This window comes from Actinomadura sp. 6K520, from assembly GCF_004349245.1.
Taxonomy (GTDB): domain Bacteria; phylum Actinomycetota; class Actinomycetes; order Streptosporangiales; family Streptosporangiaceae; genus Spirillospora.
Genome location: NZ_SMLC01000149.1, coordinates 1 through 18,353 on the forward strand (window position 1 = coordinate 1; position 18,353 = coordinate 18,353).

The window sequence follows — 18,353 nt, forward strand, 5'->3', positions numbered from 1 at the left end:
AAGGCCAGAAAACCTACGGGTGGGCCGAAGCCCTCAACGAACTCGCCGCCGCCTACCCAGACCGCATCCAGTAAAGACAACCAGACCCACCACAAGATCATCTTTACACACTTCGAGTTACAAGCTCGCCCCAACCTGGGGGCAGTAAGTCCACTACATTGGATCTGCGCAGCCACTAGAAGGAAACTCACTGAAGGTTGAAGGGTAAAACTGCCTGATTAGAGCGGTCTGAGTTGGCCCCGCCGGGGCGGCTTCAGCTGGCCCCACCTGGGGTTATGGTTCTATGCCGGTGTCGTCATGTCGGTCTGAAGTGGCCCCACTGGCGGGGTTGTGGTGGGAGCCTTCTCGTGATGCGCGAGGAGGTGCCTGGTGGCGCCGACCAAGGCTGAGTTGTTTGATCTGATCCGTCGGGATTCGTGGCGGGAGGGTCTGTCGGTACGGGCTCTTGCTCGTAAGTACGGGGTGCATCGTCGGCTGGTGCGGGAGGCGTTGACGCGGCCGGAGCCGGCGCCGCGGAAGACGCCGGTGCGCAGGTCGCCGAAGCTGGATCCGTTCAAGAAGATCATCGATGAGTGGCTGCGGGCGGACCTGGACGCGCCCAAGAAGCAGCGGCACACGACCAAGAGGATCTACGCCCGGCTGGCCGCCGAGCACGGCATGGCCGATGTCGGCTACACGACGGTGCGTGACTATGTGTCCCGCCGCCGGCCCGAGATCCGGATCGAGGAGGGCCGTGGCCCGGCCAAGGTGTTCATTCCGCAGCATCATCCGCCGGGGCTGGAGGCCGAGGTCGACTTCGGTGAGTTGTGGGTGCGGCTGGCCGGGGTGATGACCAAGTGCTACTTGTTCGTCTACCGGATGTCGTATTCGGGCAAGGCGGTCCACCAGGTGTTCGCGACCTGCGGGCAGGAGGCGTTCCTGGAGGGGCACGTGCATGCGTTCACCACGCTGGGCGGTCTGCCGACCGGGCAGATCCGCTACGACAACCTGACCTCGGCCGTTCAGAAGATCGTGTTCGGGCAGTCCCGGGCCCGGGTGGAGAACCCTCGCTGGAGGTTGTTCCGGTCGCACTACCGGTTCGAGGCGTTCTACTGCCAGCCCGGTATCGAGGGGGCGCATGAGAAGGGCGGAGTCGAGCAGCAGGTGGGCTACTTCCGCCGCAACTACCTGGTGCCGGTCCCGCAGGTGGCGTCCCTGCAGGAGCTCAACGATCTGATCGAGCGGGCCGAGCGGGCCGAGGACGCCCGCCGGATCGGGTCACGGATCCGCACGATCGGCCAGGACTTCGCCCAGGAGGCGCAGTTGCTGCGGCCGCTGCCCGACGAGCCGTTCGAGACCGGTCTGCTGTTGTCGCCGCGGGTCGACCGGTCCAGCAAGGTCACTGTCCGCTGCTGTCTGTACTCGGTCCCGGTCCGCTTCATCGGCCGGCAGGTCCGGGTCGTGCTGCGCTCCTCGGAGCTGGTCGTCTTCGACCGGCGCGAGGAGATCGCCCGGCACCCGCGGCTGACCTCCAAGGGAGCCGAGCATCTGGTCCTGGATCACTATCTGGAGGCGTTGATGCGCAAGCCCGGTGCGATGGCGCACTCGACCCCGCTGGAGCACGCACGCGCGCAAGGGGTGTTCACCCAGGCGCACGAAGCCCTGTGGTCGGCGGCGCGCAGGGCACTGGGCGAACCCGGCGGCACCCGCGCCCTGATCGAGGTGCTGCTGCTGCATCGGCACATGGACGACCAGGACGTGATCGCCGGGATCGGTGCCGCCCTGTCGGTCGGTTCGTTCTGCGTCGACGTCGTCGCGGTCGAGGCCCGCAAGGCCCGCGAGATCCGTCAAGGGGCTCTGCCCGCACCCGAGGTGGCTCCCGGCCCTGCCGGCACGGCCGCGATCGGCCCGAAAGTCACCCCGATGCTCCTCAAGCGGGTGGCCGAACTTCGTGACGACGACCGGCCGCTGCCGAACGTCGAGGCCTATGACCAACTGCTCCGCCACCGAAGAAGCAGCTGAGGAACGGGAGGACCACGATGGCCAGGACCCGGGGAATCACCGAGCCCGCCGCCAACGCCGCGATCGACACCGCCTGCCGGGTACTGCGGCTGCCCACCATCCGCAGCCAGTTCGCCGACATGGCCGACAAGGCCGAACGCGAGCAGCTCACCTACCGCGGGTTCCTCGCCGAACTGTTCATGGCCGAATGTGAGGACCGTGACCGGCGGCGAGCCGAACGGCGCCTGCGGGCCGCCGGGTTCCCTCGCCAAAAATGGCTCACCGACTTCGACTACGACGCCAACCCCAACATCAATCCCGCCGTGATCGGGTCCCTGGAGACCTGCGAATGGATCACCAAAGGCGCCCCGCTCTGCCTGATCGGCGACTCCGGCACCGGCAAATCACACCTGCTCATCGGCTTGGGCACCGCCGCCGCGATGGGCGGCCACCGCGTCCGCTACGCGCTGGCCTCCAAACTCGTCAACGAGCTCGTCGAAGCCGCCGACGACCGCCAGCTCACCAAGACCATCGCCCGCTACGGCCGCGTCGACCTGCTCTGCATCGACGAACTGGGCTGTGCGCCACGAGGCGCTGAGAAACCCTGCGGAAGGAGGGATCCGCCGCCGGTCATCGCAGTGACCGGTTGAAGCTGGAGGCAGGTCGAACCCCGGGTCGGGGGTGAGGCCGGGAGCAGCCTCGACAACGTAGAGACGGGCCGGGACCACCAGACGGCTCGTGCTCGCAAGCGAAGACGGGATGGGCGCAAGGAAACTGAACCAGTGGTTGAAGCCCCGTGAGTCGTCAGCGGCCTGTCGAATCTGGTGGATGGGCCGCGCCGCAGTGCTGGAGAGCGCTCTATCCGATGGACTCTCCTCTTCGGTCGCTTGCTGTGGATGGGCGGTCGAAGGTCCGGGCCAAGACTGCGATGTGCGGTCCGGACGATGCTGCCGGGGTATAGCTGGGCGCCGACACCGTCAGAAGGGTTCTCAGTGAACGTGGGAAGCGACTCGGCGTCGCCCTCTCCGCCCGGTGTCCAGCCGGGCGGTGGGCAGGTGCGACGTCCGCTGATGACGCCGGGTCGTGGCGGAGTCGCCGTAGTACTCAGAGGCCGGGAGAACCGGTCACGCGGGGAAGGGCGACAGCGTGAAGGCAGTGGTGCTGCTGCCGGGGAGGAACGTTGTTGAATAACGACGCGCCGTCGTGGCCGGGGTTGTACTCGGCGGAACGGCGGGTACTCGACCATCAGCGGAAACTGCACCGATGGGCAAGAGCCGAATCGGATCGCCGGTTCGGCGATGTGTTCAACTTGGTCTATGACCGGGCCACGTTATTGGTGGCCTGGGAGAAGGTGTCTGGCAACCGGGGCGCCAGGACAGCGGGGGTGGATGCGGTCACCCGCTACCACGTCTTAGAGCGCATGGGGGTGATCCCGTTCCTGGAGGAGCTGCGCTCTTCTTTGAAGGACGGCACCTTCACCGCGCTGCCGGTGAAACAGGCGACGGTTCCCAAGAAGAACGGCAAGGTCCGTTACCTGGGGATCCCGACCCTGCGGGACCGGGTGGCGCAGATGGCGCTCAAGCTGATCCTGGAACCGATCTTCGAAGTCGATTTCTACCCGTCCAGTTACGGTTATCGGCCCGGACGACGGGCCCAGGACGCCATCGCCGAGATCCACCACTTCACCCGCAAGCCGTCGACCTACGAATGGGTCATCGAAGGTGACATCAAGGCTTGCTTCGACAACGTCGACCACCACGTCTTGATGGGTCTGGTGGCCGAACGGATCTCTGACCGGAAGGTCTTGCGGCTGGTCCGTGGGTTCTTGCGGGCGGGGATTGTCGAGTTGCACGGTGGATTCGCGGAGAGCCTGACCGGCACTCCGCAAGGAGGAGTCGTTTCTCCGCTGCTGGCCAACGTCTATCTGTCCGTGCTGGACCGGTACTTCGCCCGGATCTGGGACGAGCAGATGAACCCGCCCTGGCGTCGTCAATATCGGCGCCGGATGGGACGGCCGAACTTCCGGCTCGTGCGTTTCGCCGATGACTTCATTGTGCTCGTGCACGGCACGAGGGAGGAAGCGCAAGCGCTCAAGTCGCAGATCGCCGTACTGCTGGCCGACAAGCTGAGAATGACTCTCTCGGACGAGAAGACCCACATCACCCACATCGATGACGGCTTCGTCTTCCTGGGCTTTCACATCCAGGCCAAGACCAGAGGCGAGGGCCGTCGCGTCGTGCTCACCATCCCCTCCAAGCAGAACCTGGCGACGGTGATGCACAAGATCAAGAAGCTGACGGGGCGAAGTACCACCTCGCTCTCGCTGGCTGAGGTGCTGCGGACGGTCAACCCGGTCCTTCGGGGCTGGGCGGCCTACTTTCGCTACGGCGCTTCCAAGAGGACCTTCGCCTACCTGGGCTGGTACGCCTGGTGGCGGCTGATCCTCTGGATCCGCCGAAAACACCCGCACCTGACCTGGAAACAGATCCGCCGCCGCTACTACGGGGCGGACCGGATCACCGCAGAGGGCCTGGTCCTCTACAACCCGGCAAAGATGAAGGTCGAACGCTACCGCTTCCGCGGAGCGCAGATCAGCACCCCATGGAACATCGACGAGGTCGACCCTGACGGAGCACGATTCCGCCAGACCAACCACGACGATACGGGCTTTGTTGGCCAGGTCAGCGAACTCATGGCTTGACCACCGAATCACGTGGAGAGCCGGATGCTCGGCCAACGGGCACGTCCGGTTCGGCAGGCGGGGACGAGGAGACCGACACCTGAAAGGGTGCACGGCGTCTCGTCCCCGACCTGACACATGGAACTCGACCGGCGAGGCGCCGAACTGCTGTTCCAGGTCCTCACCGAACGAGAAGAGACCAACAGCGTCGCCATCGCCTCCAACGAGACCTTCTCCGGATGGACCAAGACCTTCACCGACCCCCGGCTCTGCGCCGCGATCGTCGACCGGCTCACCTTCGGCGGCACCATCATCGAGACCGGAACCCAGTCCTACCGACTCGCCCAGACCAAAGCACAGCAGGTCACCGACACGACCTGACGCTCAACGGGTGGGGCCACTTCAAACCGCCACACCCAAGCCCACTGATCAACAACTGGGGCCAGCTGGAGCCGCCCCGCTGGGGCCAATCGAAGCCGCCCTAGTCAAACTGCCCGCATCCGAAGGGGGCGAGTCCTTGCGCCAGCATCATCCGTCTCAAACCATGACGACCCCGGACGGCGAACCAGTCGAGATCGACGAGTTGATGGTGCCCGTGATCGCCCGGCTATGGCAGCTCGGCTACGCGACACTCCTGAGCTGCCAAGACGGCGGTGAAGCAACGCTTGCGGGAAGCACCGGTGCGGAACCGGACCAGGTTGACCGGCTGGCCCGGCTCAACGCCGGCCGGGCCTGGGTTACCGTCCGGGAGGATGCAGCACCCGTCCTGCTAGCCGTTCTTGACGGCGTTGAGGCCGTCCGATCAAACCGGGCAAAGGCCGAAGGCTGGGTATCGATCAGCTGGCCTACCGAAGCGATTGAGCAGGTAATCGAACTCCTGCGCCATTAGTCCACAGATTCCGGTGGAGACGGGAGTGCACTTACGAGGTTAGGGCCAAAGTCCGCCAAATGCCCTTCCCCAAAGCGGCGTTTGTGGGAGTGTCTAATTAACGGCGGATCCGATGATCAAGGAGACGCCAGGTGACCGACACCATCGTTGGAGACGAGTCCGCTGAGCAGCCGGACCAGGCGCCGCAGGGTGCAGCGCCGGACGAGCAGCTGATCGCGATGCTGGTGGACCGTGCTCGGACCCAAGGGCTGCAGCTGACCGGCGAGGGCGGGCTGCTGCAGCAGCTGACCAAGCGGGTGCTGGAGTCCGCGCTGGAAGGCGAGATCACCGACCACGTCGGCTACGACAAGCACGACGCGGCGGGCCGGGGCAGCGGCAACAGCCGTAACGGCACCCGGGCCAAGACCGTGCTCACCGACGTCGGCCCGGTCGAGGTGAAGATTCCACGGGACACCGGCGGCACCTTTGAGCCGCAGATCGTGCGCAAGCGGCAGCGCCGGTTGACCGGGGTGGATGAGATGGTGCTGTCGCTGTCGGCGAAGGGCCTCACGCACGGGGAGATCAGCGCGCATCTGGCCGAGGTCTATGGCGCCCAGGTCTCCAAGCAGACGATCTCGACGATCACCGACAAGGTCATGGACGGCATGGCCGAATGGCAGAACCGGCCGCTGGACCGTGTCTATCCCGTTTTGTTCGTGGACGCGATCAACGTCAAGATCCGGGACGGGCAGGTCGCGAACCGGCCGATCTATGTGGTGATGGCGGTGACCGTGGAGGGCCACCGCGACATCCTGGGCATCTGGGCCGGCGACGGCGGTGAGGGCGCCAAGTACTGGCTGCACGTGTTCACCGAGCTGAAGAACCGCGGTGTCCAGGACGTGCTGATGCTGGTCTGCGACGGCCTCAAGGGCCTGCCCGAGGCGGTGGAGACCGTCTGGTCTCGCACGATCGTCCAGACCTGCATCGTTCACCTGCTGCGCAACAGCTTCCGTTACGCGGCCCGCCAGGACTGGGACAAGATCGCCAAGGCGCTCAAGCCGATCTACACGGCGCCCAACCAGGAAGCGGCCGAGGAACGGTTCCTGGAGTTCCAGGAGGCCTGGGGCGGGAAGTATCCGGCGATCATCAAGCTCTGGTCGGACGCCTGGGCCGAGTTCGTGCCCTTCCTGCGCTTCGACGTCGAGATCCGCAAGGTCGTCTGCTCCACGAACGCGATCGAGAGCGTGAACGCGCGGATCCGCAAGGCCGTCCGCGCCCGCGGGCACTTCCCGAACGAGGCCGCAGCAATGAAGTGCATCTACATGGCGCTGATGTCCCTGGACCCGACCGGCAAGGGCCGCAAGCGATGGACCATGCGCTGGAAGGCACCTCTCAACGCCTTCCAGATCGAGTTCGAAGGCCGACTCACCCCGACCGCCAACTGAACACCTCAACAACCAAGATCAGCCGTTAACTTGACACACCCGCGTTTGTTCGGCTTTCGGGCGGGCCGCAAGGCTGAGCCGGTTTTGGTGGTGCTCAGGCCGGAGTTGGCCAGTTCAATAGGCCGCACTGGAGCCGTTTCCTCCGGCCACAGGGACGGTGTGGTTCAGGTCATTGAGCACGGAGCGGATGGCGGGGGTGCGCGGGGCATGCGCGGCCAGGGTGTCGCGGAGATCGTTGATCAGGTGTCGGCAGCGTGGCGAGGTGATCTGCGGTGCCTGCTGCGCGGCGGCACGAGCCGCGCGGCCGGCCTGGTCGAGGTCTCCGGCGTGGGCGTAGGCGAGGCCGAGCCAGGTGAGATGCCGCAGTGTTGAGCGCTGGTAGGTGGAGGTGGGGGTGAGGGCGCGGTCGTGCAGCAGCGTGGTGGCGTTGGTCAGGAGTCTTTGCTGGTGGCGGCCGGTCAGGTGTTGGGCCAGGGTGACCATGCCACGGCCGGTGATGGCGTCGAGTTCGGTCCGGGTGACGTAGCGGGCCCATCGGGGCGCGGGGTCGTGGTGGGAGTCGGCGTGGTCGAGGGCCTGCAGGCTCCGGTCTCGGGTGCGCTGGAAGCCGTTCAGGTCGCCGGCGGCGGCGTAGGCCAGGCTGCTACGGGCGGCGATGAGGGCTTGTACTGCCGCCGGTGCGCGGGTGGCGGCCTTCTGGGCGGCAGCGGATAGTTGGAGCGCCTGGTTGGTCTGGCCCGGGATATCGGCTTGTTGGTTGCTCATCAACGCCAGGATGCTGGCCGCCAGGGCATGGTCGCCGGCGCTGTGGGCGCCATGCAGGGCGGTGAGGTACCAGCGCTGGGCGGCGCCGTCCTGACGGTTCTCATAAGCCATGAAGCCGGCGGTCTGGGCGAGTTGGGCGAGCGCGGCGCACAGCCGCCGCCCGGCCGTGGTGTCGTAGCTGGCCTGGCGCAGTAGCCGGGAGACGCAGGAGAACTGGTCGCTGACGAAACCGGCGCTGGCGGCGCCGTGCTGGTCGTCCATCTGTTGTGCGGCGGCGACGATGGTGTCGATGACGGTCAGGGTTTCTGCCGATACCCGCCCGCCCGCGGCTGCGGTGCGGGCGATCGTGGTGGGAGTGGGGGCGTCCATCCATTGCCAGGCAGACGCCGTCACAGCGGCACCGGACAGGGCGATGAAGGCGCGTCGTGCCAGCATGGTGTGCGGCCATCCCTCCAGTAGGCGCAGCAGGCCATGGTGCGTCCACGGTACGTCCAGGCCCTCGTCGGCGGTGAGGTAGATCCGGCGGCGGGCCGCGCGCTCGGGCCAGACCTGGTGGAAGTCCAGCGGTTGCCCCAGGGCCTCGCTCAGCACTCGCACGACGATGTCGGGGACCAGGGATGATCACAAATACCCCTGAACTGGATGGAAACTGGGGTCAGGAAGATCGTGTCCCCGGGAGGGGATAGATCGCTTCCCAGGGTGGGTTCCGTCGTGTTCGTACGCGGCGGCTCTCCAGGGTGGGTGTCCCTGACGGAATCGCGCATAGTGGTGTCATGGGCCCGCTCTGTGACCCGACGTGGCGTGTGTATTACGTCCCTGGTGAGGACGACTCGGTGTTGATCGTGGCGGTAGCCATGGAGGTCGGCCCTCACCGCCATGTGCGCATGTTGGACGAACCGGTGGGCGTTGGTGGGCTGGGCGAAGCTTCGCGGAGTCCGGCGGGGGATGCGGTGTTGGGTGAGGTCAAGCTGATGATGCCGGAGGCGGCGCGAGAGGCGTTCACTCTGGCCGAGGTCGTGGTGGATGTGGTTCGGGCACCGACGTGTCAGCAGGCGTTGGACGCGGTCGTGGGTGGCGGGCTCGGGGTGGTCTTTGTGGGGATGTTCGCTGCGGTGGATCTGGCGGTGATCGCGCCTATGGCGAAGCTGGCTCACGATCTTGTCGACAGCCCGGGGACGGCTGCCGAGGCTGAGCGGATCAAGGCGGCTCTGGATGATGTATCGAAGCCGGAGCTCGTTGATCTGGAGCCTTTTGATCCTGAAGAGCTGAGTTGGGTGGAAAAGCAGTGGCGCAAGTTGAAGGAGCCCGAACCGCCGGAGCTGCCTGAACCTCCGCCACCTGAACCTCCGGGGCTTGGAGGGTTCGGGTGGTAAGACTATTTACGGCCATTCTCCTGTCAGGCCAAGTGGGCGGCTTGCCTGTAGTGTCGGTCTTCGGCGCGGCCGCGAAGTGGGGTGGCCAGGACCGGTTGATTGGCCGCGCTGTCAACGCTCGAGCGGCAAGCTGCTGGGCGTGAGTGCGACGCAGTTCACATGATGCAGCCCACATGGCCCTGAGCGATTTCTGATTTGAAGTTGCAGGTCATGGGTCTGGTTTGCGGGTGGTTTGGTGTGAGTGGGCTGGTTGATGAGGGTGCTGGCTACTCAAGATCGTTTGACGGTGGGTGCTTGCTGTTGCGAGCACGGTGGGTGGTCACCGTTGCAGAGCACGCCCCGGCTCATTATGGGCGGAGGCTCGTCACGCGTCCTGGCGCTGGCCGCCCAGCACGCCGATGACATCAGCATTCTGCCCAGCCTGCGTTCCGGACGGTCCGGCGCGCACCGTTCCCCCGAGGCGTCTCTGGAAGCCTTCCACCGCAAATCCCAATGGGTCCAGCAGCACGCCGGACCCCGGTGGCCGACCATGAACATCTCCACTCAAGTGTTCTTCCTGCACGTCGGACGCGATAAGAGCGTCTACCTCGACCGCATCGCCAGCAAGCTTCCCCTCCCCCGCCACCGGCTCGCCGAATCCCCTCTCGTCCTGGCCGGTGAAGTCGCGGAGATCTGCGACGTCATCCGGGGACGCCAACAGCTCCTCGGACTCAACTACCTCCTGATCGACCACGCCCACATGCACGCTTTCGCGCCGGTCGTGGAAGCACTGGCTGCGTCCTGATCTTCCTCCCCGGTTCTGGTATCTGGCATCGGCTACCGGATTCCACCGCCGAAGTCGGTAATGCACATTTCGGGCGAATGATCAAAACGCGGCACTCCATGGCCAGTAGGCGAATCCAGGAGTCAGTCCGAGATCATAAAGGCCACGAGTTCGGACGGTTCACCTCGGTCGAGATCTTCCCACGCCAGCAGAATGGCGAACCGGTCGACGTGACTTGACGGCGGTTGACAAGTCGGCGCTCGATGCCACATGCGGTGCCGTCCACAAACAAATGCACGCCCGCATGGCACCGCCCGGGAAACAGGAGGCGGTTGACAATGACAGCATCAGGCGAGCGCACCCCGCACTCTGGAACTCATCTCGCTGTTCTGGCCGATGCATGGCTCCAGGCAAAAGGCCGCATGATCTGGCGGCGAGTCTACCCCGGACGGCTCGATCAAGTCGGCCAGGTCCGTTCATGGGTGAAGGCACAATGCGCCGACATCGAAGGGGCCGATGACGCCGCGTTGATCGCGGTCGAGTTGGTCAGCAATGCGCTGCTCCACACCCGCTCGGGAGAGCCCGGCGGCTGGTTCGGGGTCGAACTGAGCCGCGGTCACGATCTGTGTATTGCCGTACACGACCTGGGCGGGCGCTCGGTTCCCGCGTTCAACACCGCCGAAGGGCGCGGAATGCTCGCCGAGCATGGCCACGGCCTGCGGTTGGTGGCAGCGTCGGCCGCCCACGTTGGTATCGAGGGGGATCCGGTCGCTGGCCACACCGTCTGGGCACGGCTGTCGGCAGGCGGCGCGCCTGTCCCCTGCGCGGGCTGATCCCCCCGGCATAGACCGCTGCCGCCCCCGCCCCCTGCGGCGGGGCGGTGATGCGGGCGATCGTCCTGTTTGTGGATCCCGGCGGGCGTGCTGACACAAACACGGAGGTCACAGCCTTGGCCGAGCACGTAACACCACATGGGTCTGCCGTTCAGCTTGGGGATCGCGTCCGGACGTTGCGGCAGCAACGTGACATGTCGCAGGCGCAACTGGCCGGGCGTGATCTGTCCGACAGCTACATCTCCCTGATCGAGTCCGGTAGGCGCACACCTTCACCCACCGTCCTCGGCACACTCGCCGATCGGCTGGACTGCTCGACGGACTACCTGCGCCGCGGGATCGCCGAAACCACCCTGACCGACCTGAACACCCGATACAGCACCGCCCGCCGTGCGCTGTACGCCGGACACTGTGAGCAGGCCCTACCGGAACTGATCGACCTGGTGGCCAGCCACGATCTGCGTACTCTGCCGGAGCTGCACGCCGAGGCGGTCTGCACCGCCGCGCTGGCGTTGGAGTCCCGTGGCCGGTTCGGCGAGGCGATCACCATGCTCCACCGGCTGCCGGACGTGCGGGTGGCGGAGGTGGACGGGACAGCCGACTCACCATCACCAGGCTCCGCCGTTCTGCGTCCACGGCCCGCACAGGGCCAGGGCTCCGGGCCGGGGACGCTGTCCGGCAGTCCGCCACCGCAAATCGGCTGGGAGCGGTGGGCCACCGCGCAGGTCGCGCTCGCCCGCTGCCACCGCCGAGGCGGCCACGCCCAGCGCGCCGCCCGCACCGCCCAGGCCGCCTTCACGGTCGCGGCCACAGCCGCCGACCAGAACGACGTGCGGGCCACCGAGGCGGCGGTGCAGATCGGCGGCGGGCTGGCGGAAGCGTTCAGCGATGCCGGTGAACTGCTGCTGGCCCGTCAGACCTGCGCCCGCCTGGTGCGTCTGGCTGAGCACTCCGGGCACCCGGCTGCCCGGCTGCTGGCCTACCGGCACACGGTCCAGGTCACCGAGGCCCTCGGGGATCTGGAGGAGGCCGCGCACTGGGCCGACCGGGCGCTGCAGTTGCTGGAGAACGACGAGAATCTGCGGGCCGCCATCGACCTGCGCACCCGGTGCGCCGCCCTGCTACTGCGGGTGCGCCCGGCCCAGGTCGAACGCGCCCGCGACCTGCTGACCCAGCAGCTGACCCGCACGGCGCTGCTCGGCGGCACCACCCAGGCGCTGGCCGATCTGGCCGAGGCCGAACTCCTCCTCGACCACCCCGAGCAGGCCGCCGCCCACGCCCGCACAGCCCTGCAGGGCGCCGACACCGACCACCCCGGTGGGAAGGCCGACGCTCCTGCCGATGACGCGCACACCCCTGGCAGGCCGGAGACGGACCGGGCCACGGCACAAGCGCTGGCCGTCCTCGCTGACGCCTGCGCCCGCCTCGGCCACCCAGACGAGGCGATCACCGCGCTGGTCCAACGAGCCGAACTACTGGAAGGCCACGGCCCCTCCCGGCAGGCCGCACAAGCCTGGGCCCAAGCAGCCCATTTGCTCGACACCCGCGCAAACCACCTCTCCGACCACGACCAGCGCCGCCGCGCCCGGTTCTACCGGCGGGCGCTGGCCGCCATCGGCGTCCACCCCCATGACTAGCGCTCAAAATGCGCAAGGACGGGAGCCAGGGCCGCGCTGGCGGTGTCCGGACGCCCGGCGCGTCCCTGAGCTGCGAGGCAAACTGGCCGCCTGGCTGGCTGAACGCGGCGGCGCGTTCTATCTGGAGATGCTGCTCGCAGGCAGCCAGCAGATCCGCCGTCCCGGCCCGCTCCCCGACTCGGCCGCCCAGTTGGCGGCCGACGAGCACCACCGCGTGTGCGGGGAGCTGTACTGGGTCAGCGGTGAGATGACCGATCTGGCCCGCCACGCCGGCCGCCAACTCACCCACGTAAAACTGCACGAACACGACCTGCCCAGTTCCACCGGGTTCCTGGTGTTCGAGAAACCGATGGCGACCGTCTCCTCAGCCGGCATCGACCTGGAGATCGTCGCCGTCAGCTGGGGCACCGTCACCCCGCCCCTGCTGGCACGCGAAGGGGACTACGAGGTACCGGTAGGAGCGGACTGGGCCCAGCGGAAGGCCGCGTGGTTTACCTTCTACAGCGACCCACACGGATTCGTCGACGCCCACACCCGCCGCTTCGCCCGCGTCGCCGACACCGAGGTGACCCGGCTGCGGCAAGTCGGCCCGGTCATGCCCGACAACGAACTCATCTGGGCACTCGGGCAACCCGAAGATGTCCCCAGCGACGACGATCTCACCAGTTCCTGGGGCCAGACCGCGATCGCCGCCTGCCTCCTCATGCAGCAACCGTTGGCCGCCCACCGAACCGAACGCGCGCCCCGGGCCGCGCGGCGTCGACTGCAACGCGCTGGTCTCCCAGATGGTCAGGTACGCCTGGTCCACGTACGACGGCCGCAACGCGCCCCCGTGCAGCCGCCCGAGGGGCGCAGCGGGCGAGAGTACTCGGTGCAGTGGTGGGTGGAAGGCCACTGGCGCCGTTACCACGTCGGCCCGGGCCGCGCCCGCGTCGAACGCCGCTGGATCAGCCCGTACCTGGCCGGACCCGACGACAAACCCATCCAAGGAACCCAACGCATCAAGGTCTGGGACCGATAACCGCCTACTCCCGGCCCGCGGTGGGAAGGCAGGGAAGCCAACGGGGACGATAGAGCCAATGACTTACCCTACGTGGAAGTCGCGTTCTTTCTGCTCGCCGTCCTCGGTCCACCGGATACGCAGAACTGGGTCGCCCGATCCGTTCAAGCGTGCGATGTTGACACGCCGGGATTGTTCTGAGTGGATCGTCGTGGGGCTATTCGGGCCGACCACAATCATCCCGCTGTCCTCGTTGGCGCTGGCGAAGGTGACCTCTTCGGCGTCACGGCCACCGGTGTTGGCGACCTCAACCCAGTGCCTGGTCCTGTAACGAGGCTTCCCCTTCGAACTGTGGCCTGACAACTCACGTTCCTGGTGCGGCTGGACACGGAAGTCGACGGCGGTCGGATCTGGACGCGATGCGGACTCGGTATCCGGGTACAGGGCCGCGATGTCGTGTTCGATCGCCTTCCAGACCTCGTGGTTGAGCTGTTCGGGTGTGCTGAACTCGCCGAGCAGCCCGCGATCGTACATGTCTGTCTTGAACGCGCGGAGCGCGTCGAGTTGGGCCGTGTCGATGTCGTGTGGCAACGGTGCGGTGGAGAAGTACAGATGGACCGGTTTGCCCGCCTTCAGCGCACGGTCGATCTCCTCGGCGGTTCCGGAGACAGCGTCGGGGGTGGGGGAGCCGAGCCGTCCACCGAACAGCGCGAACACGATGTCGGAGTCGTCGACGCCTTGGGCATTGATGAGTTGCTGTGGGTGGGCCCCCAGCATCGGGACTGCTGAGGTCTCCCACCGCCACGGCTGGAGAATGAGGCCCTTCCTCTGCGCGTGGGCGCTGTTCCAACCGTGGATGGCCTTCTCCACCGCGTCACGAGCCTCGGGGACATCGGACGGCGAAGCGATCATCGCCCTGAGCACGGTAGCGGTATACGGCATGAGCAGAAGGCTACGCGCCGACACCGACAACACGACGAGGTTCTACGCCCCGAAGCGTTAGCGACAGTGACTGTCCATCTCGATCATCGCGCAGCGGATCGGCATGCGATACGAGCAGGTAAGGGACGATTTAGGCAGGATCGCACGCCTGGGCAGTTCCTTCACCGCCGCTTGCCGTCCCGGGTTCGGCGTGCTCATGGACCGTTTGACACCACTACCGGGATTCGCGTCTCAAGCGGTCGGGTGGTTCACGTCTGTTGGCAGAGGTCAGAAGCAATCTAGGCGCGTGCGGGACCGCAGCGCAGATGATGTTGCCGATGGGGGTACCGGCCAGATCGGCATGATCAACCAAGGAATAGCCGCACGTAGGGGCCGTATTGGGGCCGCCGATGGCTCTCCCGACTCACTACAGGGAGTGGTCTGTCGAAGGTGTTCATGGGTTTAGGTCGATCTAGGTGGGTGTTGAAGTGATGAGGGCGGGATAGCGTGCGGAGTGGCCAGCCTGGTTGCCCGTGGTGTTCCCCGGGCGTCCTCCGAACGAAGCCGGCCACCGCGTCCAAGGGCGACCTCGGGCCCGGTGAGGCCGCGGCGGCGCGGCGGCCCCGGGCCGGTCGGTGAGCTCGTGCCCGAGGGCCGCGGCCGTGATCATGATGCGGGCATGAACTCGCCTGCCGGTAGGGCGCCGGTTTCGCTGGTGGAGTCGGGGATCACGGAGCGTGTCATTAGGGTTCCGCCGCGCTGGGCGATGTAGGCCAGCGCCATGTCCCGTGCCCGGGCGCCGTGCCCGGTGTGTACCGGCATGACGCCGCGGCGGTCGGCACGGTCAATGCCGTACTGGGTGATCACCGCGGCCGTCACCTCGGTGTCATAGCCGAATTCGAATACCCGCATTACGCGGTCGTCGTCACCGCGGGTTTCGGTGATTACCCGGCGCCGGTGCGCATCAAAGATCAGCTTGGTGATCGTGGCGTACACGTCCTCATGCATGATCGGGATACCTACGCGCAGGCGTTGCGCGGGGATTTCCGCGTCATACCAGACGGTGTCATCCGGTGAAACAACCATGATCCCCTCCGTTTCTGTTCGCGGGCGGGCCGTTTCTGATATTCGGTGTCCCGCCGTTTGGTGGGCTACCTCTATTGAATCTCGCGTGCCGGTGAAGTCAACCCCTGAATTGGGTGTGATTTACCGGCTGGCCGGCATGTCAACTAGGTAAGGGACTCCAGCCCTTAAGGGCTGGGGAAAAGATGCGGCACCCCCTTGACCCGGGGGTGCCGCAGAGCGAACGTCGTGGGTGAATCACCAAATGCGGGATTCACCTCGGGGAAACGCCCGAAATCGCGAATCCCGCCCCTCGCACCGAAATGGGGATTCTTAATGGTCTCGGAGATTGTGGTGACGGCGGCTGACGTGGAGGCGTTCCGCGCGGCGCCGGGAAACGTGTACCTGATCTACGACGGCGCCGTTGTGCGGGTCGTGCCGCAGGTCAGCGCGGAACGGGATTACCCGGGCGCGTTCGTGATCACCACGCGGCAGGACCTACCCGCCCTCGACCCGGGCGCCGAAGCCTACCCGGCGTCCTTCCTCGCCGAGTTGCTGACCGCGTTCGCTGATGACCGGTACGCCGAGTACCGGAAGGAGCTGAAATGATCTCGACATCGCTGACCACACCCGCGCAGCCGGACATCCCTATTCCGGCGGTACGGCACTGGCACATCACCGAGTCCGATGCCGGGTACCTGCCCGAAGCCGAACCGGTCACCGTTGATGACGGTGAGATGGCGCTGGACGTCCTGGCGCATCTGCTGGCCGATTGGGCGCAGACCTGCGATGACCCCGAAGATTGCGATGCGACATACGCCGAGGGGCGCTCCGAGCAGCTGTGCACCTGCAAGAAGGGTGAGCGTTCGGCCGAACACCATGACGCGCTGATCAAGGTCGCGGACGGCCGTGGAATGTGCGAGCAGATCGGCGACCGGGTCTTCGAGCTGATCCCTTGCCAAGACATGGAGTGCCTCAAATATTGCCCGGATGCCGATTGCGGCACCGTGACCCCGGTCGGTGACACCGACATCCGCTGCTGGTGCTGCGGCGCCCGCTATGTCGACGGGGAGACGTGCGGCTGGTTGGCTTGAAGGCGCCGGCGGGCGCCGATGCAGGCGCCCGGGGTGATGCCCTCGGGCAGGCCACCACCCCGGGCGCCCTGGCCTCCGGGGAGCCACCTCGATCTTCCCGGCCTGCCCGGCCGTTAGCGCGCCGGGCCAGGTACCCGGCGGGCGGTGGCAGCCCGCCTTCGCCGTGTGTGCAATGGTCACCAGTCGAAGGCGGTGCATACCGGGCCGCATAGTCCGCGGTCATGCGGGCCGCCGGGCGCGAAATGCGCGCGTATCTCCTCGTGCTGCCGCTGCGGTCGCGTATCCCGGGCGCTGCGGTGATTGGCGCGGCGTGGTGGCGCGCCCTCGTGCAACTGATCACACCGTGGGCACTGCCCGTAGGGCAGCCGACGCCCGAACGGCAACGGCTCGTGAGTGTGATCGACCAGCCCGCGTGCGGCGCGGTCGGCGCGCCGTGCATCACAGCGCGGGCACTGGCCGGGCGGCCGCAATGGGCTGAACGGCTCTACCACGTGGTTGTGTGTCACTTTGCCCTGCGGCTGCTGGTCTGTATGTTTTTCGTTACTCATTGCTTCGCTCCTTTCGCGCTGTGGTGCTTTTCGGCCGCCGGCTCCGCTGTTTCGGGAGGTATGGGTCGATCGAACCTCGTTCCGTGGGCAAGTCAAGACGATTCGGCCAGTTTTGTGGTGAGTTGCGTCGACCCAAAGGTAAGGCGGCCCAGCCGTGAAGGGCAGGACTGGAAATCGACGCCTTCTCCGCCGGCGCGGGACTTGACTGGTCGGCGTTTGTCGAGATAGAGAGCGTGATCGTCCCGAGGCCGGCGGGTTAGGGTGTCCAGCCGTTTGGGTTACCGAGAATCCCGCGAAATTCTATTGCGAGGCCGTTAGGGCAGAGCGATGGTCGAGGTCCGAACGCCAAAGGGGAACGGCACCAGGAAATGGTGCGCCCCCGGTAGGGAAGGAGCCGAATGATGGCGCAGGAAAACACCACCGCCCTGGCCGGTGCCGAAATGGCCCACGGCGGCCGCACGACGCCCGAGGACATTGCGTCCGGTACCGGTACCGACCGCCGCAACGACGGCCCGGCAGCGGCCGTCGTGGCCGCGCTGACGGCCGACCCGGGCAGCACGGTGGCCGCCATCGCGCGGGCGGCCGGGGTGTCCAAGAACACCGCCCGCAAGGCGCTGCTGGAGCTGGAAACCCAGGAGCTGGCGGTGCGCACGGCGGGCGGCCGTACCGGCGGCAAGCGCGCCGCTGACACCTGGCACCCCGCCCCGATCGCACACGAGGAGCACCAGCAGGACGACCCCCCGGTCACCCCGGAAGCCGACCACCCGGAAGCCGACACGGCGCCTGTGGACACCGCCCCCGCCGACGGCGGAGCCGAGGCCGGTGAACAGGAGGCGCCCGCGTCCCAGCCGGACGAGGCCGCGTCCACCGTCGACGCCGAGCCGGACTCGGCCGACCAGGAGGAGTCGACCGATGAGGAATCGGCCGAGGAAGAGGGGATGGAGGCCGCCGCGGTGGAGGAGGCGAACGAGGCGCTGACCGAGCTGCGCCAGGCCATGGAGGCGGTGACGGCGGCGCTGGCTGCCGGTGACCGCGACGCCGCGCGTACGTCGGTGGAGGCGGTGTACACCGGGTCGGGCAAGGCGCGCCGCCTGGTCCGCGCCGCGGCGGGCGGCCGTCGCCGTACCGTCTCGGGCCGGGCCCGGTCCCAGCCCGGGGAACTGCGCCGCAAGGTGGCCGACCACCTGACCGGCTACCCCGGTAGCGAGTTCACCCCGCACGAGATCGGCAAGGTGATCGGGCACTCGGCCGGTGCGGTGGCCAACGCCCTGGACCGTCTGGTCAACGATGGCGAGGCCGAGCAGACCTGCGAACGCCCTCGCCGCTTCATCGCCACCCACCCCGCCACCCAGCCCGGCAGCCAGGCGCCCGTCCCCGACGAGCC

16 protein-coding genes and 1 pseudogene are annotated in these 18,353 nt (G+C 67.0%); 14 read left to right on the forward strand and 3 right to left on the reverse strand.

Going from position 1 to position 18,353, the window contains the following annotated elements; genetic code table 11:
* Window positions 1-369: 369 nt before the first annotated feature.
* From istA to E1289_RS28945, 6 genes and pseudogenes are all read left to right on the forward strand, one after another.
* The gene (gene istA / locus E1289_RS28920) at window positions 370-2,001 is read left to right on the forward strand and encodes an IS21 family transposase (RefSeq protein WP_131985758.1); all 1,632 of its coding nucleotides are present in this window, start codon (window positions 370-372) and stop codon (window positions 1,999-2,001) included.
* A 17-nt stretch (window positions 2,002-2,018) separates the two neighbouring features.
* On the forward strand, window positions 2,019-2,630 hold the full coding sequence (locus E1289_RS28925; RefSeq protein WP_131985760.1) for an ATP-binding protein: 612 nt from the start codon (window positions 2,019-2,021) through the stop codon (window positions 2,628-2,630).
* A gap of 533 nt (window positions 2,631-3,163) precedes the next feature.
* Window positions 3,164-4,681 carry a group II intron reverse transcriptase/maturase gene (gene ltrA / locus E1289_RS28930; RefSeq protein ID WP_207929219.1) on the forward strand — a complete coding sequence of 506 codons (1,518 nt, stop codon included), beginning with the start codon at window positions 3,164-3,166 and terminating at the stop codon, window positions 4,679-4,681.
* A gap of 114 nt (window positions 4,682-4,795) precedes the next feature.
* A pseudogene (locus tag E1289_RS28935) lies at window positions 4,796-5,041 on the forward strand (ATP-binding protein); the annotation flags it as partial.
* Window positions 5,042-5,204: 163 nt separating this feature from the next.
* Window positions 5,205-5,549, forward strand: coding sequence for a hypothetical protein (locus tag E1289_RS28940; protein ID WP_131985764.1), 345 nt, complete (start codon window positions 5,205-5,207; stop codon window positions 5,547-5,549).
* 218 nt (window positions 5,550-5,767) lie between these two features.
* Window positions 5,768-6,973 carry an IS256 family transposase gene (locus tag E1289_RS28945; protein WP_207929220.1) on the forward strand — a complete coding sequence of 402 codons (1,206 nt, stop codon included), beginning with the start codon at window positions 5,768-5,770 and terminating at the stop codon, window positions 6,971-6,973.
* Between the two features lie 114 nt (window positions 6,974-7,087).
* On the opposite strand, the gene E1289_RS28950 is transcribed toward E1289_RS28945, so the two are convergent.
* Window positions 7,088-8,329 carry a hypothetical protein gene (locus E1289_RS28950; protein ID WP_131985768.1) on the reverse strand — a complete coding sequence of 414 codons (1,242 nt, stop codon included), beginning with the start codon at window positions 8,327-8,329 and terminating at the stop codon, window positions 7,088-7,090.
* 242 nt (window positions 8,330-8,571) lie between these two features.
* On the opposite strand from E1289_RS28950, the gene E1289_RS28955 reads away from it, so the two are divergent.
* The 5 genes from E1289_RS28955 (at window position 8,572) to E1289_RS28975 (ending at window position 13,365) form a co-directional block, all read left to right on the forward strand.
* Window positions 8,572-9,111, forward strand: coding sequence for a hypothetical protein (locus E1289_RS28955; RefSeq protein ID WP_131985770.1), 540 nt, complete (start codon window positions 8,572-8,574; stop codon window positions 9,109-9,111).
* Window positions 9,112-9,436: 325 nt separating this feature from the next.
* Window positions 9,437-9,895: a hypothetical protein gene (locus E1289_RS28960; RefSeq protein WP_131985772.1), complete on the forward strand. Its 459-nt coding sequence runs from the start codon at window positions 9,437-9,439 to the stop codon at window positions 9,893-9,895.
* Window positions 9,896-10,212: 317 nt separating this feature from the next.
* Window positions 10,213-10,707: an ATP-binding protein gene (locus tag E1289_RS28965; protein ID WP_131985774.1), complete on the forward strand. Its 495-nt coding sequence runs from the start codon at window positions 10,213-10,215 to the stop codon at window positions 10,705-10,707.
* 50 nt (window positions 10,708-10,757) lie between these two features.
* Window positions 10,758-12,344, forward strand: coding sequence for a helix-turn-helix transcriptional regulator (locus E1289_RS28970; RefSeq protein WP_131985776.1), 1,587 nt, complete (start codon window positions 10,758-10,760; stop codon window positions 12,342-12,344).
* A gap of 127 nt (window positions 12,345-12,471) precedes the next feature.
* Entirely contained in the window at window positions 12,472-13,365 is an 894-nt protein-coding gene (locus E1289_RS28975) for a hypothetical protein (protein WP_131985778.1), read from the forward strand.
* A gap of 63 nt (window positions 13,366-13,428) precedes the next feature.
* Here E1289_RS28975 and E1289_RS28980 read toward each other — a convergent pair whose 3' ends face one another.
* On the reverse strand, window positions 13,429-14,286 hold the full coding sequence (locus E1289_RS28980; protein ID WP_131985780.1) for a DUF4062 domain-containing protein: 858 nt from the start codon (window positions 14,284-14,286) through the stop codon (window positions 13,429-13,431).
* A 645-nt stretch (window positions 14,287-14,931) separates the two neighbouring features.
* Window positions 14,932-15,351: a hypothetical protein gene (locus E1289_RS28985; protein ID WP_131985782.1), complete on the reverse strand. Its 420-nt coding sequence runs from the start codon at window positions 15,349-15,351 to the stop codon at window positions 14,932-14,934.
* A gap of 312 nt (window positions 15,352-15,663) precedes the next feature.
* Between E1289_RS28985 and E1289_RS28990 the strand changes: the two genes are divergently transcribed.
* The 3 genes from E1289_RS28990 to E1289_RS29000 all read left to right on the forward strand — a co-directional run.
* On the forward strand, window positions 15,664-15,936 hold the full coding sequence (locus tag E1289_RS28990; protein WP_131985784.1) for a hypothetical protein: 273 nt from the start codon (window positions 15,664-15,666) through the stop codon (window positions 15,934-15,936).
* On the forward strand, window positions 15,933-16,421 hold the full coding sequence (locus E1289_RS28995) for a hypothetical protein (protein ID WP_131985786.1): 489 nt from the start codon (window positions 15,933-15,935) through the stop codon (window positions 16,419-16,421). The genes E1289_RS28990 and E1289_RS28995 overlap by 4 nt, the downstream gene beginning before the upstream one ends.
* 946 nt (window positions 16,422-17,367) lie before the next feature.
* On the forward strand, window positions 17,368-18,353 hold a 986-nt coding region (locus E1289_RS29000), incomplete at its 3' end, for a hypothetical protein (protein ID WP_131985788.1).